Origin of the sequence: Pseudoalteromonas sp. '520P1 No. 423', from assembly GCF_001269985.1 — a bacterium.
Classification (GTDB): Bacteria; Pseudomonadota; Gammaproteobacteria; order Enterobacterales; family Alteromonadaceae; genus Pseudoalteromonas.
Window position 1 is genome coordinate 873945 of record NZ_BBZB01000001.1, and the last position, 18149, is coordinate 892093.

General features: G+C 36.2%; 18 protein-coding genes. 15 read left to right on the forward strand and 3 right to left on the reverse strand.

Going from position 1 to position 18149, the window contains the following annotated elements; translation table 11 throughout:
* Positions 1–35: 35 nt before the first annotated feature.
* Positions 36–923, reverse strand: coding sequence for a collagenase (locus PSA_RS04055; protein WP_042151324.1), 888 nt, complete (start codon positions 921–923; stop codon positions 36–38).
* A gap of 91 nt (positions 924–1014) precedes the next feature.
* On the opposite strand from PSA_RS04055, the gene PSA_RS24320 reads away from it, so the two are divergent.
* The 5 genes from PSA_RS24320 (at position 1015) to rlmB (ending at position 6986) form a co-directional block, all read left to right on the forward strand.
* Positions 1015–1224, forward strand: a complete 210-nt coding sequence (locus tag PSA_RS24320) for a DUF2065 domain-containing protein (protein ID WP_269432817.1) — start codon at positions 1015–1017, stop codon at positions 1222–1224.
* 168 nt (positions 1225–1392) lie between these two features.
* The gene (locus tag PSA_RS04060) at positions 1393–2709 is read left to right on the forward strand and encodes an adenylosuccinate synthase (RefSeq protein WP_042151321.1); all 1317 of its coding nucleotides are present in this window, start codon (positions 1393–1395) and stop codon (positions 2707–2709) included.
* 228 nt (positions 2710–2937) lie between these two features.
* Entirely contained in the window at positions 2938–3555 is a 618-nt protein-coding gene (locus PSA_RS04065) for a tetratricopeptide repeat protein (RefSeq protein ID WP_231665218.1), read from the forward strand.
* A 144-nt stretch (positions 3556–3699) separates the two neighbouring features.
* Positions 3700–6219: a ribonuclease R gene (rnr, locus tag PSA_RS04070; protein WP_042151315.1), complete on the forward strand. Its 2520-nt coding sequence runs from the start codon at positions 3700–3702 to the stop codon at positions 6217–6219.
* Between the two features lie 20 nt (positions 6220–6239).
* Positions 6240–6986, forward strand: coding sequence for a 23S rRNA (guanosine(2251)-2'-O)-methyltransferase RlmB (gene rlmB, locus PSA_RS04075; RefSeq protein ID WP_042151313.1), 747 nt, complete (start codon positions 6240–6242; stop codon positions 6984–6986).
* 88 nt (positions 6987–7074) lie between these two features.
* Here rlmB and PSA_RS26775 read toward each other — a convergent pair whose 3' ends face one another.
* On the reverse strand, positions 7075–7197 hold the full coding sequence (locus tag PSA_RS26775) for a hypothetical protein (protein ID WP_269432765.1): 123 nt from the start codon (positions 7195–7197) through the stop codon (positions 7075–7077).
* 743 nt (positions 7198–7940) lie between these two features.
* Between PSA_RS26775 and rpsF the strand changes: the two genes are divergently transcribed.
* From rpsF to rplI, 4 genes are read left to right on the forward strand one after another with little or no spacing between them, the layout of a single operon-like run.
* Positions 7941–8294: a 30S ribosomal protein S6 gene (gene rpsF / locus PSA_RS04080; protein WP_042151312.1), complete on the forward strand. Its 354-nt coding sequence runs from the start codon at positions 7941–7943 to the stop codon at positions 8292–8294.
* 23 nt (positions 8295–8317) lie between these two features.
* A complete protein-coding gene (gene priB / locus PSA_RS04085; protein WP_042151309.1) occupies positions 8318–8659 on the forward strand; it encodes a primosomal replication protein N in 342 nt (113 codons plus the stop codon).
* Positions 8634–8861: a 30S ribosomal protein S18 gene (rpsR, locus tag PSA_RS04090; RefSeq protein ID WP_002962753.1), complete on the forward strand. Its 228-nt coding sequence runs from the start codon at positions 8634–8636 to the stop codon at positions 8859–8861. Before priB ends, rpsR begins: the two co-directional genes overlap by 26 nt.
* A gap of 33 nt (positions 8862–8894) precedes the next feature.
* On the forward strand, positions 8895–9347 hold the full coding sequence (gene rplI / locus PSA_RS04095; protein WP_042151292.1) for a 50S ribosomal protein L9: 453 nt from the start codon (positions 8895–8897) through the stop codon (positions 9345–9347).
* A 600-nt stretch (positions 9348–9947) separates the two neighbouring features.
* On the opposite strand, the gene PSA_RS04100 is transcribed toward rplI, so the two are convergent.
* Complete coding sequence (locus tag PSA_RS04100; RefSeq protein ID WP_042151290.1) at positions 9948–12428, reverse strand: penicillin-binding protein 1A; 2481 nt, start codon at positions 12426–12428, stop codon at positions 9948–9950.
* A 133-nt stretch (positions 12429–12561) separates the two neighbouring features.
* Here PSA_RS04100 and PSA_RS04105 point away from each other — a divergent pair, with 133 nt between their 5' ends.
* The 6 genes from PSA_RS04105 (at position 12562) to aroK (ending at position 18128) form a co-directional block, all read left to right on the forward strand.
* Positions 12562–13641 (forward strand): pilus assembly protein PilM, encoded by a 1080-nt coding sequence (locus PSA_RS04105; protein WP_042151288.1) that lies wholly within the window; start codon positions 12562–12564, stop codon positions 13639–13641.
* On the forward strand, positions 13629–14195 hold the full coding sequence (locus PSA_RS04110) for a PilN domain-containing protein (RefSeq protein ID WP_042151285.1): 567 nt from the start codon (positions 13629–13631) through the stop codon (positions 14193–14195). The genes PSA_RS04105 and PSA_RS04110 overlap by 13 nt, the downstream gene beginning before the upstream one ends.
* Positions 14192–14791 (forward strand): type 4a pilus biogenesis protein PilO, encoded by a 600-nt coding sequence (locus PSA_RS04115; protein ID WP_042151282.1) that lies wholly within the window; start codon positions 14192–14194, stop codon positions 14789–14791. The genes PSA_RS04110 and PSA_RS04115 overlap by 4 nt, the downstream gene beginning before the upstream one ends.
* Positions 14791–15321: a pilus assembly protein PilP gene (locus PSA_RS04120; RefSeq protein WP_042151279.1), complete on the forward strand. Its 531-nt coding sequence runs from the start codon at positions 14791–14793 to the stop codon at positions 15319–15321. The genes PSA_RS04115 and PSA_RS04120 overlap by 1 nt, the downstream gene beginning before the upstream one ends.
* 16 nt (positions 15322–15337) lie before the next feature.
* Positions 15338–17404 carry a type IV pilus secretin PilQ gene (locus PSA_RS04125; RefSeq protein WP_127924224.1) on the forward strand — a complete coding sequence of 689 codons (2067 nt, stop codon included), beginning with the start codon at positions 15338–15340 and terminating at the stop codon, positions 17402–17404.
* Positions 17405–17609: 205 nt separating this feature from the next.
* The gene (aroK, locus tag PSA_RS04130) at positions 17610–18128 is read left to right on the forward strand and encodes a shikimate kinase AroK (protein WP_042151275.1); all 519 of its coding nucleotides are present in this window, start codon (positions 17610–17612) and stop codon (positions 18126–18128) included.
* The last annotated feature ends 21 nt before the right edge of the window (positions 18129–18149 follow it).

Consider the following 18149-nt stretch of genomic DNA (forward strand, 5'->3'; position numbering starts at 1 on the left):
GTGAGGTTTTTTTGTTTTGAATAAATAGTGGAAATTTAGCTGTTTGCTTTTTTCGGCTCTAAGCTAATCAACCATTGAGTAAACTCAGTATCGTACTGTGTGCCCCATTCTTTTACTAAAGCTTGATAGCGTGTATAAAAGCCTTTGCGTGTTAGTGTAAGCATTTTATCAATCTGATCCCTGTGATTTTCCATCATAAAACGTACTGCTAAATAGCCCCAATCATAAACACGCTCACTGCCGCCATTGGTTTCATAACTGGTATTAAAAAGCTCACTTAATTTATATGATTTTTTAATACCGTTTTCAATTGCACGTGAATTATCATTACCTTGGGCTATATATTCTGCAATACCTTCACTCCACCATACTAAGTGAGGTAACAAAGGGGCTGGTTTAGGGCAATACTCAGGTGCTGAATGTGAATCGTGTAATGATGAGCAAAAATCGCCATACATATTAAAGCGACCATCTAAATAATGAATATATTCATGACGTAAATTCCAAATTTGTCCTTTCTTTTGGTAAGCCACAAATTCCGCGTGATTACCTTTCACATGAGGTAGGCCTTCTAAATACATACCGCCATTATCAGATGGCACATCAAAGTGTTTGGTAACGTGTTTTACGTAAGAATCTCTATTTGCATATATATTAGCGCGCATACTATGATTGTTATCGTTTGCTACAGGTTTATTTTTACTATTAAAAGTTTTGTGAAAATCAGACTCTCTTTCACTAAGCATAATACACGCTTGTTTTATTAATTCAGGCGTTAATGCTTCAGAGCGAATCGTGATAGTTGGGCTACAGTCATGTACTTGAGATAATACAGAGTCTAAAGACGGGGTGTTTTTTTGCATTGCATAGCAATTAGCGCTAGCTAAAACAGCAATAGATAAGGCTGTAAGAATCGTTTTCATATTTATTGTATATTTTATATTGTGTAGCTTTATTTAATCATCATTAAAAAAAAATGTAAACTATAGTAATTATTGACTACTAAGATCTTATATCACTTTAGATACCGTTTTCTTAGCATTAGCATTAGCATTAGCATTAGCGTTATTACTTATGATTGAAGGTTTAATACCAGCCTTATTTCCAAATAAATGGAGGCAGTATTTAGCTAAGCTATCAAATCAATCAAGTAAAAGCATACGAATGATAGGTATTTCACTTATAGTGATTGGTTGGCTTTTGTTTCTGTTTGTTAGACATTAGACCTGAGTTTGATAAAATTGAGTAATTTATATTTTTCTTAAGAATCAGTAAATTAAAGCTTCTTGTGTTTTTATTTTTACTTTTTGTTGTAAAAATATGCAAAATTAGGTGATCTTCACCTATATTTTTTGTTAAAATCCTCGCCTAATTTTTCAAAGTGAATCTACAATGGGTAAAAACGTTGTTGTATTGGGCACCCAATGGGGTGACGAAGGCAAAGGTAAGATAGTTGATCTACTTACTGATAAAGCATCTTTAGTTGTTCGTTATCAAGGTGGCCACAATGCTGGTCATACTTTAGTTATAGATGGCGAAAAAACTGTATTACATTTAATCCCTTCAGGCGTATTACGTGATAACGTAAAATGTGTGATTGGTAACGGTGTTGTACTAGCTCCTGATGCGTTAATGAAAGAAATGGGTATGCTTGAGAAGCGAGGCGTTCCAGTTCGTGATCGTTTGCTTATCAGTGAAGCTTGTCCACTAATTTTACCATACCATGTTGCATTAGATATAGCGCGAGAAGAAGCTCGTGGTTCTAAAGCAATCGGTACAACCGGTCGTGGTATCGGTCCAGCATATGAAGATAAAGTAGCTCGTCGCGGTTTACGTGTGGGTGATTTATTCAACCCAGAGTTATTTGCTGAGAAATTAAAAGAAATTCTTGAGTATCATAACTTTACATTGGTTAATTATTATAAAGTTGAAGCAGTAGACTTCCAAAAAACTTATGATGATGCAATGGCTGTTGCTGATATCCTTAAAGAGATGGTTGTTGATGTTACTGAGCTGCTTGATCAAACGCGTTTAGCGGGTGATAGCATCTTATTTGAAGGTGCTCAAGGCACACTTCTAGATATCGACCACGGTACTTACCCGTATGTCACATCTTCTAATACTACTGCTGGCGGCGTTGCTACTGGTGCTGGTTTTGGTCCATTAAACCTAGATTATGTACTTGGTATTGTTAAAGCTTACACAACACGTGTTGGCTCAGGTCCTTTCCCAACTGAATTATATGATGGTGAAGACAAGCAAGACCCAATTGGTAAGCATTTAGGTGATGTTGGTCATGAGTTTGGTGCAACTACTGGCCGTTTACGCCGTACAGGTTGGTTTGATGCCGTAGCTATGCGTCGTGCAGTTCAAATCAATAGCATCACAGGTTTTTGTTTAACAAAACTTGATGTATTAGATGGTTTAGAAACTATCAGCATTTGTACTGGTTACAAACAAGAAGATGGCTCGATTTCAAATATTACGCCTCTTGCAGCTGAAGGTTACGAGAAAGTGACTCCAGTATACGAAACAATGCCTGGTTGGACTGAAAATACAGTCGGTGCTACTTCTGTTGATCAATTACCTAAAGCGGCAATTGATTACATTAAGCGTATTGAAGAAATTACAGGTGTTCCTGTTGATATTATTTCTACAGGTCCAGATCGTGTAGAAACGATGATCGTTCGCAGCCCATTTGGCGAATAAACCTGCATAGCAGTTTTGTTTTAGCCAATATTTGGTGAATGATAAAGAAAAGCTACTTTAGGGTAGCTTTTTTTATAGCTAAATTTTAAGGTTCTTATAAAATTGGTTTGATTCTTGTATGTTTTTTAGGTGTCACTTAAGTTTGTCATCTGTAACGGGTGTTATTTACGGCAGTCGCGTTATTATTAAGTTGAGTTAAAATTAACTATTATGATGAAAGTTATATCTATGAAAAAATTATCAGTATATTTGTTTATATTATGTATTAGCCCTTTTTTTGCTAAGGCCGCAGCACCGCTTGAGGCTGTGCAAATATATACTCAAGATGAATTATTAGATTTAATTAAAAAAAATAGTCATTTAACACGAGTCAAATTAGATAATTGCCAGCTTGTTCAAGATATTGAAGCACGCGCTATGAAAATGAAAATCCCAGCTTATCAGTTTTTATTTGGTGATATGCTCGCTTATGCTGTGTGTGTTGACCGTGATGTAGAGCAAGGCATATATTATATGCGCTTGGCGGCAGAACAAGGTCTACCGGAGGCATTAGAGCAAATGGGGCGTTATTATCATTTAGCTAAATTTGTGCAAAAAGATTTAGATCAGGCCGTTATATATTTACGTGAAGCTGCTTCTTTAGGTAACTTAAATGCACAAATGCGTTTGGTATCATTATTTAACCAAGGTGTTGGTAGCCCTAGAGATTATGAAGATGCTTATCGTTGGTTATTTAATTCAGTTACCGCAGATAAAAAAACACATAAAAAGATCACAAGTTTATTAAGCCAGCTGGCAGAAAAAATGCCGCCAAGTGTGATTAAGCGCGCCAAGCGTGCTCTGTAATAAAGTTGTAAATTACAAAATAAATTTTTAGCGTCTTATATTTTTCAATAAATTGACGCTAAATAGCGCTAATCTTAAGTTCTCCTGTCTCATTCTTCGCTTTTGGTTTAAAATAACAACATATTCAATTCAAAAAGTCCTTTAATGTCTGATCAGGATCCATTTCTAACTCGAGAACAAGAAAAATACGATAACCCAGTTCCTAGCCGGGAGTTTATTTTAGCACACATGCAAAACCGTACTAAACCTGCGCGTTTTAATGAATTGTGTGAAGAACTCGCTGTGCAAAACGAAGAACGAGAAATCGGTTTAAAACGTCGTTTACGTGCGATGGAACGCGATGGGCAAATTTTCTTTAACAAACATAAATGTTATTGCATTATTGATGAATCAGAGCTGGTTAAAGGCAAAGTGATAGGCCATAGAGATGGTTTTGGCTTTTTGGAATTAGAAGCCGGTGGTAAAGACTGGTTTATTCCTAAACATCAAATGAAAACAGTGCTACATGGCGATGTTGTGCTTGCTAAACCGGCATCAAAAGGTCGTGGTGGTAAATGTGATGCGCGTATAATACGTGTAATTGATGGTCAAAGAGCACCGATTGTAGGTCGTTATTTTGTTGATCATGGCATGGCATTAGTGATCCCAGAAGATCCTCGCATCACACAAAATATTATGATTTTGCCAGGTAGTGAAAAAGGCGCACGCCATAATCAAATGGTGCAAGTTGAAATAACACAAAGACCAAGTCCACGTATGGATGCGGTAGCTAAAGTAATTGAAGTCATCGGCGATCATATGGCGCCAGGTATGGAAATTGAAGTGGCGCTTCGCAACCATGATATTCCTTATGTGTGGCCTAAAGAAGTTGAAGCACAAGTTGCACCTCTAGCTGATGAAGTCGAAGAGTCAGCAAAGCTAGGGCGTGTTGATTTACGCGACTTACCATTATTAACAATTGATGGTGAAGATGCGCGAGATTTTGATGATGCGGTTTATTGTGAACCTAAAAAGTCAGGTGGTTGGCGTTTATGGGTAGCCATTGCAGATGTATCGCATTATGTGCCTAAAGACTCCGCATTAGATGAGGAAGCGATTAATCGAGGAAACTCGGTTTATTTTCCTGAGCAAGTGGTACCTATGTTACCGCGTGTATTATCAAATGGCTTATGTTCATTAAATCCTAAAGTAGACCGCTTATGTTTAGTTGCGGAAATGACCATTTCAGAAGCGGGTCGTTTATCAGGTTATAAGTTTTATGAAGCCGTGATGAATTCACATGCACGTATGACTTATACTCAAGTATCTGCAATTTTGAAAGGCGATGAACAACAAATTTCAGCAAGTCAAAATGTTGTGCCGCATTTACAAAATCTATATCAAATGTATTTTGCGCTGAAATCAGCCCGCCAAAATCGGGGTGCAATTGAGTTTGAAACAGTAGAGCCTAAGTTCGTATTTAATGCCCATCGTAAAATTGAAGCTGTGACGACAATTGAGCGTAATGATGCACATAAATTAATTGAAGAATGCATGATTTTAGCAAATGTGTCTGCGGCACGTTTACTTGAAAAACATGAAGCAAGTGCGTTATATCGTGTTCATGATGAACCAGATCCAGAAAAGCTATCTAACTTTAGAAAGTTCTTAGGTGAGTTAGGCATTGAAAATCCATTGCCTGAAGAGCCAAGCCCTAAAGAAATAACACAATGCATCGAAAAACTAGGTAAAAGACCAGAAGTTGAATTGATCCAAGTAATGTTATTACGTTCAATGAAACAAGCTGTTTACCAGTCTGGTAATATTGGTCACTTTGGTTTGTCTTTACCTGCTTACGCCCATTTTACTTCACCGATACGTCGTTACCCTGATTTAGTGGTACATCGTGCAATTAAAGGTGTGGTAAAAGCACAAGGTCAACAGACTTCTGGTGATTATGTTTATAATCCTGATGAAGTAAACCAACTTGGTGAGCTGTGTTCTAAAACTGAGCGCCGTGCCGATGATGCAACAAGAGAAGTTGCTGATTGGCTAAAATGTGAATTTATGCAAGACCATGTTGGCGATGAATTTACTGGTGTGATTTCATCTGTCACTAGCTTTGGTTTATTTATTCGTTTAGATGAATTGTATATTGATGGCTTAATTCATATTACGTCACTGACTAATGATTTTTTCCAGTTTGATGGTGCAAAACACTTATTAGTGGGTGAAAACTCTAAAAAAGTATATCGCTTAGGTGATAAAGTGCGAGTGAGTGTTGTATCTGTTAGTTTAGAGCAAAGGCGTATTAATCTTGTTTTAGCTGAAGATGCTGTTGTAGATAGATATGCACGTCGTCGTAAACAAAATGGTAACGCTTCTCCTGTATCACCTCGTAGATATACACCGGCTAATAAAAGTGTCAGAGAGCAGTTAAAATCTGGAAAAATTCCTAAAATTTCATCTCATAAAAATGATGAAGAAAATCCAGATGAGCAACAAAAAGATACCAGAGATCATAAAAAGTCGCCGAGTAAAAATAAAAAACGCAAACCAAATAAACGTAAAACCGCTCAAACTGATTCAAAGGCAGGCAATAAGCAGGCTAAAAAATCGAAAAACAAGTCTAAAACAAAGAAAAAGCGCCCAGGCAAGAATGCACGTAAGCGTTCTAGTGAATAGAGTAGAGGAGATAACAACAAGTGAGTAATGAATTAATTTTTGGTTTTCATTCAGTAGAAGCAATTTTAAATACTGAACCTGAGCGTTTTATAGAAATTTATGCACTTAAAGGCCGTGATGACAAGCGTTTAACACCAGTATTAGAAACTGCAAAAGAATTTGGTGTTTCAATTCAGTTTATGCACCGAAAAACCTTAGATGAAAAAGCCAAAGGCGAACAGCATCAAGGTATTATCGCTAAAGTTAAAGCGGGTAAAAAATTCAGTGAAAAAGATTTAGATATTATTTTAACGAATAAAGCTGAAAAGAACAAAGATGCTTTTTTCTTAATTTTAGATGGCATAACAGATCCACATAACTTAGGCGCGTGTTTACGTAGTGCTGATGCTGCCGGTGTTGATGCGATTATAGTACCAAAAGATAACTCAGCAAGATTAAATGGTGTTGCCCGTAAAGTGGCATGTGGTGCAGCTGAAACCATACCGCTTATTCAAGTAACAAACTTAGCGCGTACTTTAAGAGAAATTAAAGATCAGGGTGTTTGGGTTGTAGGCACTGCTGGCGAAACTGATACCCATGTATTTGATGCCAAATTAACAGGGCCAGTTGCTATTATTATGGGTGCTGAAGGCACGGGTATGCGACGTTTAACCCGTGAGCATTGTGACTCATTGGTTAAAATTCCGATGGTTGGCACGGTTTCAAGCTTAAATGTATCAGTCGCAACAGGTATTTGTTTGTTTGAAGTCTTAAGACAAAGAGGATAGATCTGCTGCGCATTTCTATTGCGGCCACTTGGTGGCGTAATTAAAAAAAGGGTGATAATGATCTTACCCTTTTTGTTCTATCGAAAATTTACTCAGCATACTCTTCATTGCTTGAAAATACTTGATAAATTAATTTATGTTTTTCATTTATTTCGATAGTGCCAACTTGTAGCTTATTCTCATACCAATAGGCATCAATTAAAGCTGGCACTGCTGGTTTGCCTATCAGTGTAAATATATCACTGATATCTTGACCATAACCGGTTGCTAGATTGTCAATTAAATGAAAAGCAAAGGCGGTTTTTATATCATCATTTGATTGCGCTTGGAGTTTCGTTTGTTAATCGATAATTAATTGCAATTTTTTTTGTTTAAAAGCAAGCGGTTTTAATATGAGTGATTTTTCTAAATGCTGTTTAGCGAGTCGAAATTTAGCCTGTTTTGTATAGACTAGTGATAAATTGTAATGAACAGCATGGTTATTGTTTTCATCTTTATTTAAATAACGAATGATAGCCTGACCATCAACAAGGCCTTCGGATATTGCTTGCCAAAATAGCCTATTAGCAGCTAAATGCGCCTGTTCTTTATATAAATATTCTAATTTTAAGACAATAAATGACGATTTTTATGCTGAGCTATAACTAGATGAAGTTGAAATTATTAAAATGCAAAGTAATCGCCAGATCATTAGAAATCCTTTTTATTATATATTCTGATTATATTTGAAATTAGAATATACACTGAATTGTTAATTTAATCATTTGGTTAAGTGTTATTTTAAGTTGCTACTTTAATAAGTGAGTAAATTGAGTTTATGCTTTTGGAATCATTTATTGCATCATTTGCATACAGTGTGTAAAATACGCGCTCTTTCGACCAACTTAATATTAGTTCCTTGCCTTAAATCGACCGGTCGAACGATAAAAGGCTAATTAACCGTAAGGAATACCCATGCGTCATTACGAAATCGTATTCATGGTTCATCCAGATCAAAGTGAACAAGTTTCAGGTATGATCGAACGTTACACTGGTTCAATCACTGAAGCTGGCGGTACTATCCACCGTCTAGAAGATTGGGGTCGTCGTCAACTGGCTTACCCAATAAACAAACTTCATAAAGCACACTATGTTCTTATGAATGTTGAAACAACATCTGAAGTAGTAAGCGAGCTTGAAACTACTTTCCGTTACAACGATGCAGTTATTCGTAACTTAGTTATCCGTACTAAGAACGTAGTAACAGAAGCTTCTCCTCTTGCAAGAGAAGAGAAGAAAGAAGCAGCCGCTCCAGCAGCAGCAGTTTAATCGTTGTTGAGTAATGTATCTGTATGAATGAGCTGAATATATCTGGTATTTTATGTAAAACGCCAAAATTTAGCCAAAGCCCGGCGGGTATTCCACACTGTATATTAGTGTTGGAGCACAAGTCACAACAAGTCGAAGCAGGATTTAACCGTAATAGTTATGTTCGAATTCAAGTTGTTGCCAGTGGTCATTCAATTATGGAACATACTCAAAATTTAGAAGTTGGGCAAGAGTTGGCTATCACGGGATTTTTAAATCGCCATGAAGGTCGCAATGGACTAAGTCAATTAGTGCTACATGCTCAACAAATAAACAGAATTAGTTTAGGAGATTTATCTCATGGCACGTTATTTCAGACGTCGTAAGTTCTGCCGCTTTAAAGCGGAAGGCGTACAACAAATAGATTATAAAGATCTAGCTACTCTTAGAAACTATGTTACAGAAAGTGGCAAAATCGTACCAAGCCGTATCACTGGTACAAGCGCAAAATATCAGCGTCAACTAGCTACCGCTATCAAGCGCGCTCGTTACTTAGCCCTTCTTCCATACACTGACTTACATAAGTAAGCAGCGGATCAACATTTTTTAAGGTGTGGATAAATGCAAATTATTTTATTAGACAAGATCGCTAATCTAGGTACTCTAGGCGATCAAGTTGCAGTTAAATCGGGCTATGCTCGTAACTTCCTTTTCCCACAAGGTAAAGCAGTTCCTGCAACTAAAGCAAACATTGAAACTTTTGATGCACGTCGTGCAGAATTAGAAACTAAGATTGCTGAACAACACGCAGCTGCTGAAACGCGCGCTGAAACTCTTGCTGCATTAGCTGAAGTTACATTAGTATCTAAAGCTGGTGATGAAGGTAAGTTATTCGGTTCAATCGGTACTCGCGATATCGCTGATGCTATCTCTGCTGTTGGTGTTACAGTTGCTAAATCTGAAGTTCGTCTTCCTCTAGGTACTATCCGTGAGTTAGGTGAATTTGACGTAGCAATTCAAGTACACTCAGACGTAACTGCAACTATTAAAGTTGTTGTTATCGCTGAAGCTTAATTATTAGCTCACTTTGGTGAGATGATAATTTTGATAAAAGCCGTGTTCTTACACGGCTTTTTTATTGCCTGTATAAACCTAAACTCAAACCTATAAACTGTTATGTCATGCTCCTCGACTTTGTAGATGAGGCTTTAGCCTTATATTCAACCTAAAGTTTCACAATCTCTTTTTAATCAGTTGTTTAACTTATTGCGCATATTTGTTTACATCAGCTTCAAGTGGATTAAATTTAAACTTCTTTAATATAATGTTAATACTTGAACAACGCTAACTAAGAATTTTGTACCTGTTATTTTACATATTATATAGCGATAAGTTTCAATTAGAATGCTAATGTTAATTGAAATGATGATAGTTTTAGTTATGCGCCTTTAACTGATATTAAAATCGCTGCCGCAGTAGGATTTAAAGACTCATTATTAGGTAAGTCGGTAAGTGTTACAGGAGCAGGCGGTGTGCATTATGATGAGGCACTCGGTCTGGCTAATTCTGGTAATAATAGTGGTTCAGCAACAAAACCAAGATTGGTATTTAAAGGTTGGCAATATCTTTAAATATTATAAATATGAGCCTCTTCTGAGGCTCATATTGTTAAGTCTAAAATAGTTCTTCTTCAATCACTTTGCCTTCACCATCATCTTCAAATATATCTTGTTCGGCTATTTGAGCATATTGTGTAGGAGCAGTGCCTTTAACGAAAAATTCAAATCGACTTGTATGATCTGTTTTATGGCTTAAAAGACCAGTTTTTAAATCAATTCTGACAGAAACAAGGTCTTCAGGTTGCTCAATTGGTGCTAAAGGCTGATCTTTTAAGGCGTATTGCATAAATTCAACCCAGGCAGGTTGAGCTGCTCTGGCACCAAATTCATTACCCGTTACTTGGTTTTTCCCTAAGTTAGCATTATAACTTGCTTTACCAAGTGATTTACCTGGATTATCAAAGCCTACCCAGGTAGTTGTTAAAATTTTACTATTAAAGCCAGTAAACCAAGCATCTACATAATTATTAGTAGTGCCTGTTTTTCCGGATAAGTCTTTTCGTGGACGCTTGTTTAATTTTATTTTCTGCGCTCGCCAACCTGTACCATTCCAACCAGTTTTATGTTTCCAACTACCGCCGCCCATAATGGTGCTTGTCATGGCGTTGGCTATTAAAAATGCATTTTGTTTATTGATGACTCTAGGTGCATAATCAAAGCCATCTCTGATCTCTTGAACATTACATTTAGCACATGCGATTAGTGGCTTAGCCTTAAATAGCTCATTACCAAAAGCATCATCTATTTTACTTATAAAATAAGGTTCAATTAAGTGGCCGCCATTCGCAAAGGTCGCCATACCAGTAGCCAACTCTAAAGGCGTTAATGATGCGCTACCTAATGCAAGCGTTTCACTTCTATGTATATCTTGTGGTTTAAATCCAAAGTTCAATAAATAGTCTGCGGTTTTATTTAAACCCACACCCCGTAATAATCTAACGGAGACTACGTTTTTAGATTGCGCTAAAGCACGGCGAACACGAATAGGACCATGATATACATCTGGACTATTTCTTGGCCGCCAAGCAACTCCCTGGCTTTTATCCCATTGATGGATCGCGGCATCATTCATAATACTTGCTAGCGTGTAGTTATTATCTATTGCCGCTGAATATACAAATGGCTTTATGTTTGAACCAACCTGGCGCTTAGCTTGAGCAGCACGATTATATTGACTTAACTGGAAACTATACCCTCCAATAATCGCTAAAATAGCACCATCTTGAGGGTTTAAAGAGACTAAAGCACCTGATGCTTCCGGTATCTGACTTAACATATATTGATTATTATCAATACTTTTAAGCCATATTTGGGCACCAACGTTTAGAATATCTAAAGCGACTTTAGGTGGTTTTCCTTGTCTATTATTATTGATATAGGGTCTGGCCCACTTTAAACCATCCCACTCAACAGTAATAAATTGACCATCTTTAAGTAATACTTCAATACTAGTTTCAAAAATATTAGTCACAATACCAACTTTTAAATCGGCTATTTCTTTTACTGATTTTAAATGCATTAAAATATCAGAGGGGTGCCACGATTCTTCTTTATCAGAATTCCATAGGTGAATTTTTGGTCCTCTATAGCCATGTCTTAAATCATATCCTTCTAAATTCTTAGTGACAGCATTTTGCGCAGCTAGCTGCATATCTGACGTTATGCTTGTATATACATGGTAACCGTTTTTGTAAGCTTCTTCTAAACCATAACGATTTACCATTTCAGCACGTACCATTTCAGAAATATAAGGTGCTGATACTTCAATTTCAGCTCCATGAAAACGTGCTGTAATAGGTTGTTTTACTGCTGTGTCATATTGGGCTTGAGTGATGTAACTTTCTGTTAACAATCTGCCGAGTACTACATTTCTGCGTGCTTTAGCGCGTTTAGGATTTCTGATTGGGTTAAGGGCTGATGGTGCTTTAGGTAAACCCGCTAACATTGCCATTTGCGGTAATGTTAATTCACTTAATTCTTTACCATAATAAACTTGTGCAGCGGCACCTATGCCAAATGCACGATTACCTAATTCTATTTTATTTAAATATAATACCAATATCTCATCTTTGGATAATAATCGTTCGATATGCATTGCTATAAAGATTTCTTTTACCTTACGAATATATGCTTTTTCACGGGTTAAAAAGAAGTTACGTGCTAATTGCATTGTTATTGTACTTGCACCTTGTTTTTTTTCTCCTGTGGTAATTAATACAATAGCCGAACGTACTATGCCTATAGGATCTATGCCAAAATGGTCATAAAAACGATTATCCTCGGTTGCTAAAAATGCATCAATAAGAGGTTGGGGGATTTGGTCAATTGATACAGGAATTCGACGCTTTTCACCAAACTGATTAATAAGCTTGCCATCTTTTGTGTATACAAGCATAGGTGTCTGTAATTGAACGTCTTTTAAAACTGAAACGCTCGGAATATCCGACTTCACATAAAAATAGAGTCCAACTAGGGTTAAAAGACCTAATATGCTCGATATGATAATGAAACGTAAAATATTTTTTAACAAAGTCACTTAATTTTCCCTAAATAAACTCCCATTTTGGGGGTAAGGCTGCTAGTATATATCGATTAATAAATGAATAAAATTTTTTCGCTACATTTTATAAGCTTATTATAATTATAAAAAAAAGGATTAGCGTTGGGTTATGTTAAGTCAACTTTTTAAAAAACCAGTTACCTGGATGGTCGGGATAGATATTGGTTCACATTCGGTTAAAGCCGTATTGCTCAGTAAAAAAGATGAGCTCTATAGGCTTGAAGCATTTGCTGTTGAAGCTATGCCTAAGGGTGCTATGGTTGAACGTTCAATACAAGATATTGAATCTGTCGGACGAGTGATCCATAAAATAAGAAAAAAAATGCCTAAAGCAGTAACTCAGGCAGCAGTCGCTGTGTCTGGGCAAACTGTGATCACTAAAGTTATCTTTATGGACGTTTCCTTATCAGATAGCGAGCTCGAATCACAAATTGAAATTGAAGCTGACAGTTTAATCCCGTATCCACTTGATGAAGTAAGCCTTGATTTTGAAAAGCTAGATATCAATGAAGCTGATCCTTCCAAAGTAAATGTATTATTATCAGCTGCAAGAACTGAAAGTGTTGAAGCAAGAGCTGGTGCACTCGATGCCGGTGGCTTTGAAGCAAAAGTGGTTGATGTTGAATCTTATGCATTAAGTCGAACAATGACATTGTGTACCAATGAACTACCGGAAGATGCTGAAGATAAAATAGTGGCATTTATTGATGTCGGCGCATCCACAACTTTATTTAGCGTGGTTCAAAAAGGTAAAACAATTTATACCAGAGACCAAGTTTTTGGTGGTGAGCAATATACCAAAACAATTGTATCTTATTATAACAAAAGTTTTGATGAAGCCGAGCAAGCTAAAATTACTGGTGATTTACCGCCGAATTATACCTTTGAGGTATTAGCGCCATTTCAAACTACTTTCCTTCAGCAAGTTCGTAGAGCAGTGCAAATGTTTTTGACTACGAGTGGCAATGATCAACTCGATTATATTGTGTTATCAGGTGGTACATCATTAATTCAAGGCATTGATAGGCTTTTAATTGATGAGTTAGGCATTCACTCAATTATTATCGACCCTTTTGCCGATATGGAATTATCTCCAGAGATGGATTGCGAACTGCTAGATAAACATCGCGCTCAATTAGCTGTAGCGTCTGGTTTAGCATTAAGGAGCTTTTCTTCATGCCACATATAAATCTACTATCTTGGAGAGAGGCTTCAAGAAAAGAAACGCAAAAACAATTCTTATCAATACTTTTTCTAGTAACTTTAATTTCATTTGGTTCGGTTTTTGCCATTAGTATGATTTACGGGGCAATGAAAGACGGTCAAGTGAAGAGAAATAAATTTTTGACATCAGAAATTTCAGTATTAGATAAAAGAATTGCTCAAATAAAAGAACTCGATAAAAAGAAAGAAAATTTACACCAAAGAATGCGTTTAATTGAAGAGTTACAAAGCAATCGTAACTTAGGTACGCAAATTATGGATGAAATAGCGACAGTTGTATCGTCTGGAGTGTATTTAACGAAATTAGAGCGTCGTGATAATGCGATACAAATCATAGGTAAAAGTGAATCTAATAACCGCCTTTCTAGGATGTTACGCCAATTAGAGGGCTCTTATTTGTTTCAAGGGGCGACGCTGCAAGATATTATCGCTGGTGAGCAACAAGCAAGGTTATTAAGTGACTTTAATATGAAATTTACAGTGAAACCTTATGAACAAATTGGTGAGGTTAAGCAATGAACATTGATTTAAAAGCTTTAAATGAAATTGATTTTAATGAATTAGACCTTGAAAATATTGGTGCTTGGCCTTTGGCTGTAAAAATAATCGCAGGCGTTATTGTTGCTGCGATTGTGAGTTTGCTTACATATAATTTATTTGTTGCTGATGAAGTCTCTGGTTATGAAAATGCGCTAAATAAAGAAACTGAGCTACGTAGTACATTTAAAGCTAAATATGCAGTGGCATCAAATTTAGAAATTTATAAACAGCAAATGATTGAAATGGAAGATAAGTTTTCGAAATTATTAAAAAGGCTTCCTACCTCAAGTGAAATACCAGGTACATTAGATGATTTATCTTACGTTGGTACAACAAGCGGTTTGATTTTTAATAAAATTGGTTGGTTACCTGAAATTGAAAATGAATTTTATACCGAGCTACCTATAAAAATTGAAGTAGTAGGCCAATATCATGAGTTTGGTGAGTTTGTAAGTAAGGTTGCATTATTACCTAGAATCGTAAGTTTACATGATTTTAGTATCAAGCCTGATGGTACTGGGCGCTTAATGTTTAGTGTAATCGCAAAAACTTATCGTTATAAAGAGGTGCAATAATGAAAAAAATTGCTTATATTGCGCTCCCTTTAGTTTTAAGTGGCTGTTTTGACGATACAACGGAACAGCAAGAATTTATTAATAGAGTTCAAGCTAGTACTGTTGCAAAAATAGAACCAATCCCTGAAATTAAAAAGTTTGAACATTTTGCTTATGGTACAGCAGATTTAAGAAGTCCGTTTGTAGCACCTAAACCGGAAGTAATACAAGACAAGTTATTGCAAATTCAAAATTGTCTTCATCCGGATCCTCGTCGTAAGAAGGAGCCTCTAGAAAGGTATCCTTTAGATAATATTATGATGAAAGGAACATTAGGCGCAGGAGATGAAACTTGGGCCTTAATTACTGCGTCAGATGATACTTTACATCGTGTAACTCGTGAAAACTATATGGGTTTATATCATGGTAAAGTACTTCAGGTTCATAGCCGTTTTATCGAATTATTAGAATTAATACCAGATGGTGCAGGATGTTGGAAGGAACGCCTGACGAAAGTTGAGATCGTGGAGGCTACTGATGCATCTGAATAACAAAAAAGGGTCTTGTATGTACAAGAGAACAAGTATGTTAAATGGTAATTTACTGAATAAATTTACATCAGTATTTCTTGCTATAGTAGCATTATTATTTATGACATCTGCTAATGCTGTGCCTTTGTTATACGATGTGCGCTATAACCCATTATTAGAAGGTGAAACTGAAATTGAATTTGTGTTTGATGAAGAGATTTACATCGAACCAAAGATTCAGGTTTTTAGTGAGCCCGCGCGAATTGAATTGTTTTTTGATGAAGCTGATTACGAAGAAAATTTAGGCGAAGTTTTAATTAACAAAGCCGGTGTAAAAAAAGTAGTGAGTGAATTTAAAAATGATGGCTTTAAAGTCACAGTATTTTTAGATTATTTAAAAATCTACCAAACACGTACAGATAAAAATTTATTTTATTTACACGTATCAGATAACCCAACTCAAGACGTTGCAGAAGCATCTATTGTAGATGATGCGCAAACTTACATAAATAAGATACAAGCAGTTGACTTTAGACGAGGTGAGAAAGGTGAAGCACGTGTTTTAATTTTCATGCAAGAAAATATGGCTGCAATTGATGTACGCGAAGAAGCAGGCAAGGTTGTTGTTGAATTTCATAATACCGATATTCTAGATGATTTATTGTATCAGTTAGATGTTTTAGATTACGGCACAATTGTAAGTACTATTGAAACCTTTAAAGATGGTGCTAATAGTCGAATTGTAATAGATACAACTAATGCGTTTGATTATAACTATCAACAACTTGATAATATTTTTACATTAACAGTAGAAAAAGATGAATCTAAAAAAAGCTTTTTAGGTGATGGTAAGGATTATCAAGGTAAACCTATGTCGCTTAACTTCCAAGATATTGCGATACGCTCAGTTTTACAAATTATCGCGGATTATAATGGTTTTAACTTAGTAACTAGTGACTCAGTTGGTGGTAATATTACTTTACGATTAGATGGTGTTCCTTGGGATCAGGCTTTAGATATCGTATTAAAGGTTAAAGGCTTAGATAAACGTATGGATGGCAGCATTTTAATGGTGGCACCAACTGAAGAGCTTGCAGCACGTGAAGCCAAAGAATTAAAAGCGAAACAGCAAGTTGAAGACTTAGAACCACTATATAGTGAATATATTCAACTTAATTATGCAAAAGCGGAAGACTTTGTAAACTTACTTAAAACTGATAGCAATACCATATTATCTTCACGTGGTAGTGTCGCTGTAGATCAAAGAACCAATACTTTGTTGCTAAAAGATACAGCTAAAAGTATTGAAAGTGTGCGTCGTATGATAGAAGTACTCGATATTCCTGTTAAACAAGTATTAATTGAATCTCGTATGGTAACAGTGACAGATAACGTGCAAGAAGACTTAGGTATTCGCTGGGGTTTTAGTGATCAGCAAGGGTCTGATGGCGTTGCAGGAACAATTTCAGGCGCAGAGAAAATAGCTAACGGTACTATTCCATCATTAACAGAACGTTTGAATGTTAATTTACCGGTAGCAAATCCTGCGGGCAGTATTGGCATGCACGTTGCTAAACTTGCTGATGGTACTTTAATTGATTTAGAGCTTTCGGCATTAGAACAAGAAAATAAAGCTGAAATTATCGCAAGTCCTCGCATTACAACCGCTAATCAAAAACAAGCGCGAATTGAGCAAGGTACTGAAATACCATATGTACAAGCAGCATCAAGTGGTGCCACAACAGTAACATTTAAAAAAGCAGTATTAAGCTTAGAAGTGACGCCGCATATTACGCCAGATAACAAAGTTATTTTAGACTTAGTTATCACGCAAGATACACGTGGTGATACGGTATCAACACCAACAGGTCCAGCGACGGCGATTAATACTCAACGTATTGAAACCCAAGTTTTAGTCAATAATGGTCAAACAGTTGTATTAGGCGGCATTTTTCAACAGCAAATAGTGAACTCAGTTAAAAAAGTGCCTTTATTGGGAGATATTCCATATTTAGGTTATATGTTTAGAAGTACAAGTGAGTTTAATGAGAAAAAAGAGTTACTCATTTTTGTTACACCTAAAATTATAAATAGTTCTTTATAGTTCTTTATAGTTCTTTATAGTTCTTTATAGTGATTTATCGATTAAAATCACAGTCTTAAAATAAAAAAGACCTTAACGGGTCTTTTTTTTGTTTTTTTTCTTGATATACCTATTCAATTACTGAGATAATCACCCCTTAATTTTGGGGCCATGTCGTAGGACGGGGTTATTTTTATTTAAATTAGAGTTCGTTTGTACAAACAATATGGCTGAAAAACGTAATATATTTCTAGTGGGCCCTATGGGCGCAGGTAAAAGCACAATTGGTCGTCATTTAGCTGACCAGTTACACCTTGAATTTTTCGATTCTGATCAAGAAATCGAACGTAGAACCGGTGCTGAAATAGCATGGGTATTCGACATAGAAGGTGAAGACGGCTTTAGAGTTCGTGAAGAAGGTGTTATTTCTGACTTAACAGAAATGCAGGGTATTGTTCTTGCTACTGGCGGTGGTTCAGTAATAAGCAAAGACGTACGTAATAAACTTTCTGCACGTGGCATTGTCGTTTACCTTGAAACGCCAATCGAGAAACAAGTAGCACGTACTCAGCGTGATAAAAAACGTCCTCTACTTCAAACTAAAGAAGATCCGAGAGAAGTTTTAGAGCGTTTAGCTGAAGAACGTAACCCGCTTTATGAAGAAGTGTCTGATTTTGTTGTTCGTACTGACGAACAAAGTGCAAAAGTTGTAGCAAATCAAATAATTGCAAAACTTGATTTTTAGTCTTGAAAATTAAGTAAAAAT

What these genes read in the sequence shown, in the direction of transcription:
- PSA_RS04105 (WP_042151288.1), top strand. Translation starts at nt 12,562, where the DNA reads ATGTTAAGTCAACTTTTTAAAAAACCAGTTACCTGGATGGTCGGGATA.
- PSA_RS04110 (WP_042151285.1), top strand. Translation starts at nt 13,629, where the DNA reads ATGCCACATATAAATCTACTATCTTGGAGAGAGGCTTCAAGAAAAGAA.
- rnr (WP_042151315.1), top strand. Translation starts at nt 3,700, where the DNA reads ATGTCTGATCAGGATCCATTTCTAACTCGAGAACAAGAAAAATACGAT.
- aroK (WP_042151275.1), top strand. Translation starts at nt 17,610, where the DNA reads ATGGCTGAAAAACGTAATATATTTCTAGTGGGCCCTATGGGCGCAGGT.
- rpsF (WP_042151312.1), top strand. Translation starts at nt 7,941, where the DNA reads ATGCGTCATTACGAAATCGTATTCATGGTTCATCCAGATCAAAGTGAA.
- PSA_RS04055 (WP_042151324.1), bottom strand. Translation starts at nt 923, where the DNA reads ATGAAAACGATTCTTACAGCCTTATCTATTGCTGTTTTAGCTAGCGCT.
- priB (WP_042151309.1), top strand. Translation starts at nt 8,318, where the DNA reads ATGAATGAGCTGAATATATCTGGTATTTTATGTAAAACGCCAAAATTT.
- PSA_RS04125 (WP_127924224.1), top strand. Translation starts at nt 15,338, where the DNA reads ATGTACAAGAGAACAAGTATGTTAAATGGTAATTTACTGAATAAATTT.
- rplI (WP_042151292.1), top strand. Translation starts at nt 8,895, where the DNA reads ATGCAAATTATTTTATTAGACAAGATCGCTAATCTAGGTACTCTAGGC.
- PSA_RS04065 (WP_231665218.1), top strand. Translation starts at nt 2,938, where the DNA reads ATGAAAAAATTATCAGTATATTTGTTTATATTATGTATTAGCCCTTTT.
- PSA_RS04115 (WP_042151282.1), top strand. Translation starts at nt 14,192, where the DNA reads ATGAACATTGATTTAAAAGCTTTAAATGAAATTGATTTTAATGAATTA.
- PSA_RS04120 (WP_042151279.1), top strand. Translation starts at nt 14,791, where the DNA reads ATGAAAAAAATTGCTTATATTGCGCTCCCTTTAGTTTTAAGTGGCTGT.
- rpsR (WP_002962753.1), top strand. Translation starts at nt 8,634, where the DNA reads ATGGCACGTTATTTCAGACGTCGTAAGTTCTGCCGCTTTAAAGCGGAA.
- PSA_RS04060 (WP_042151321.1), top strand. Translation starts at nt 1,393, where the DNA reads ATGGGTAAAAACGTTGTTGTATTGGGCACCCAATGGGGTGACGAAGGC.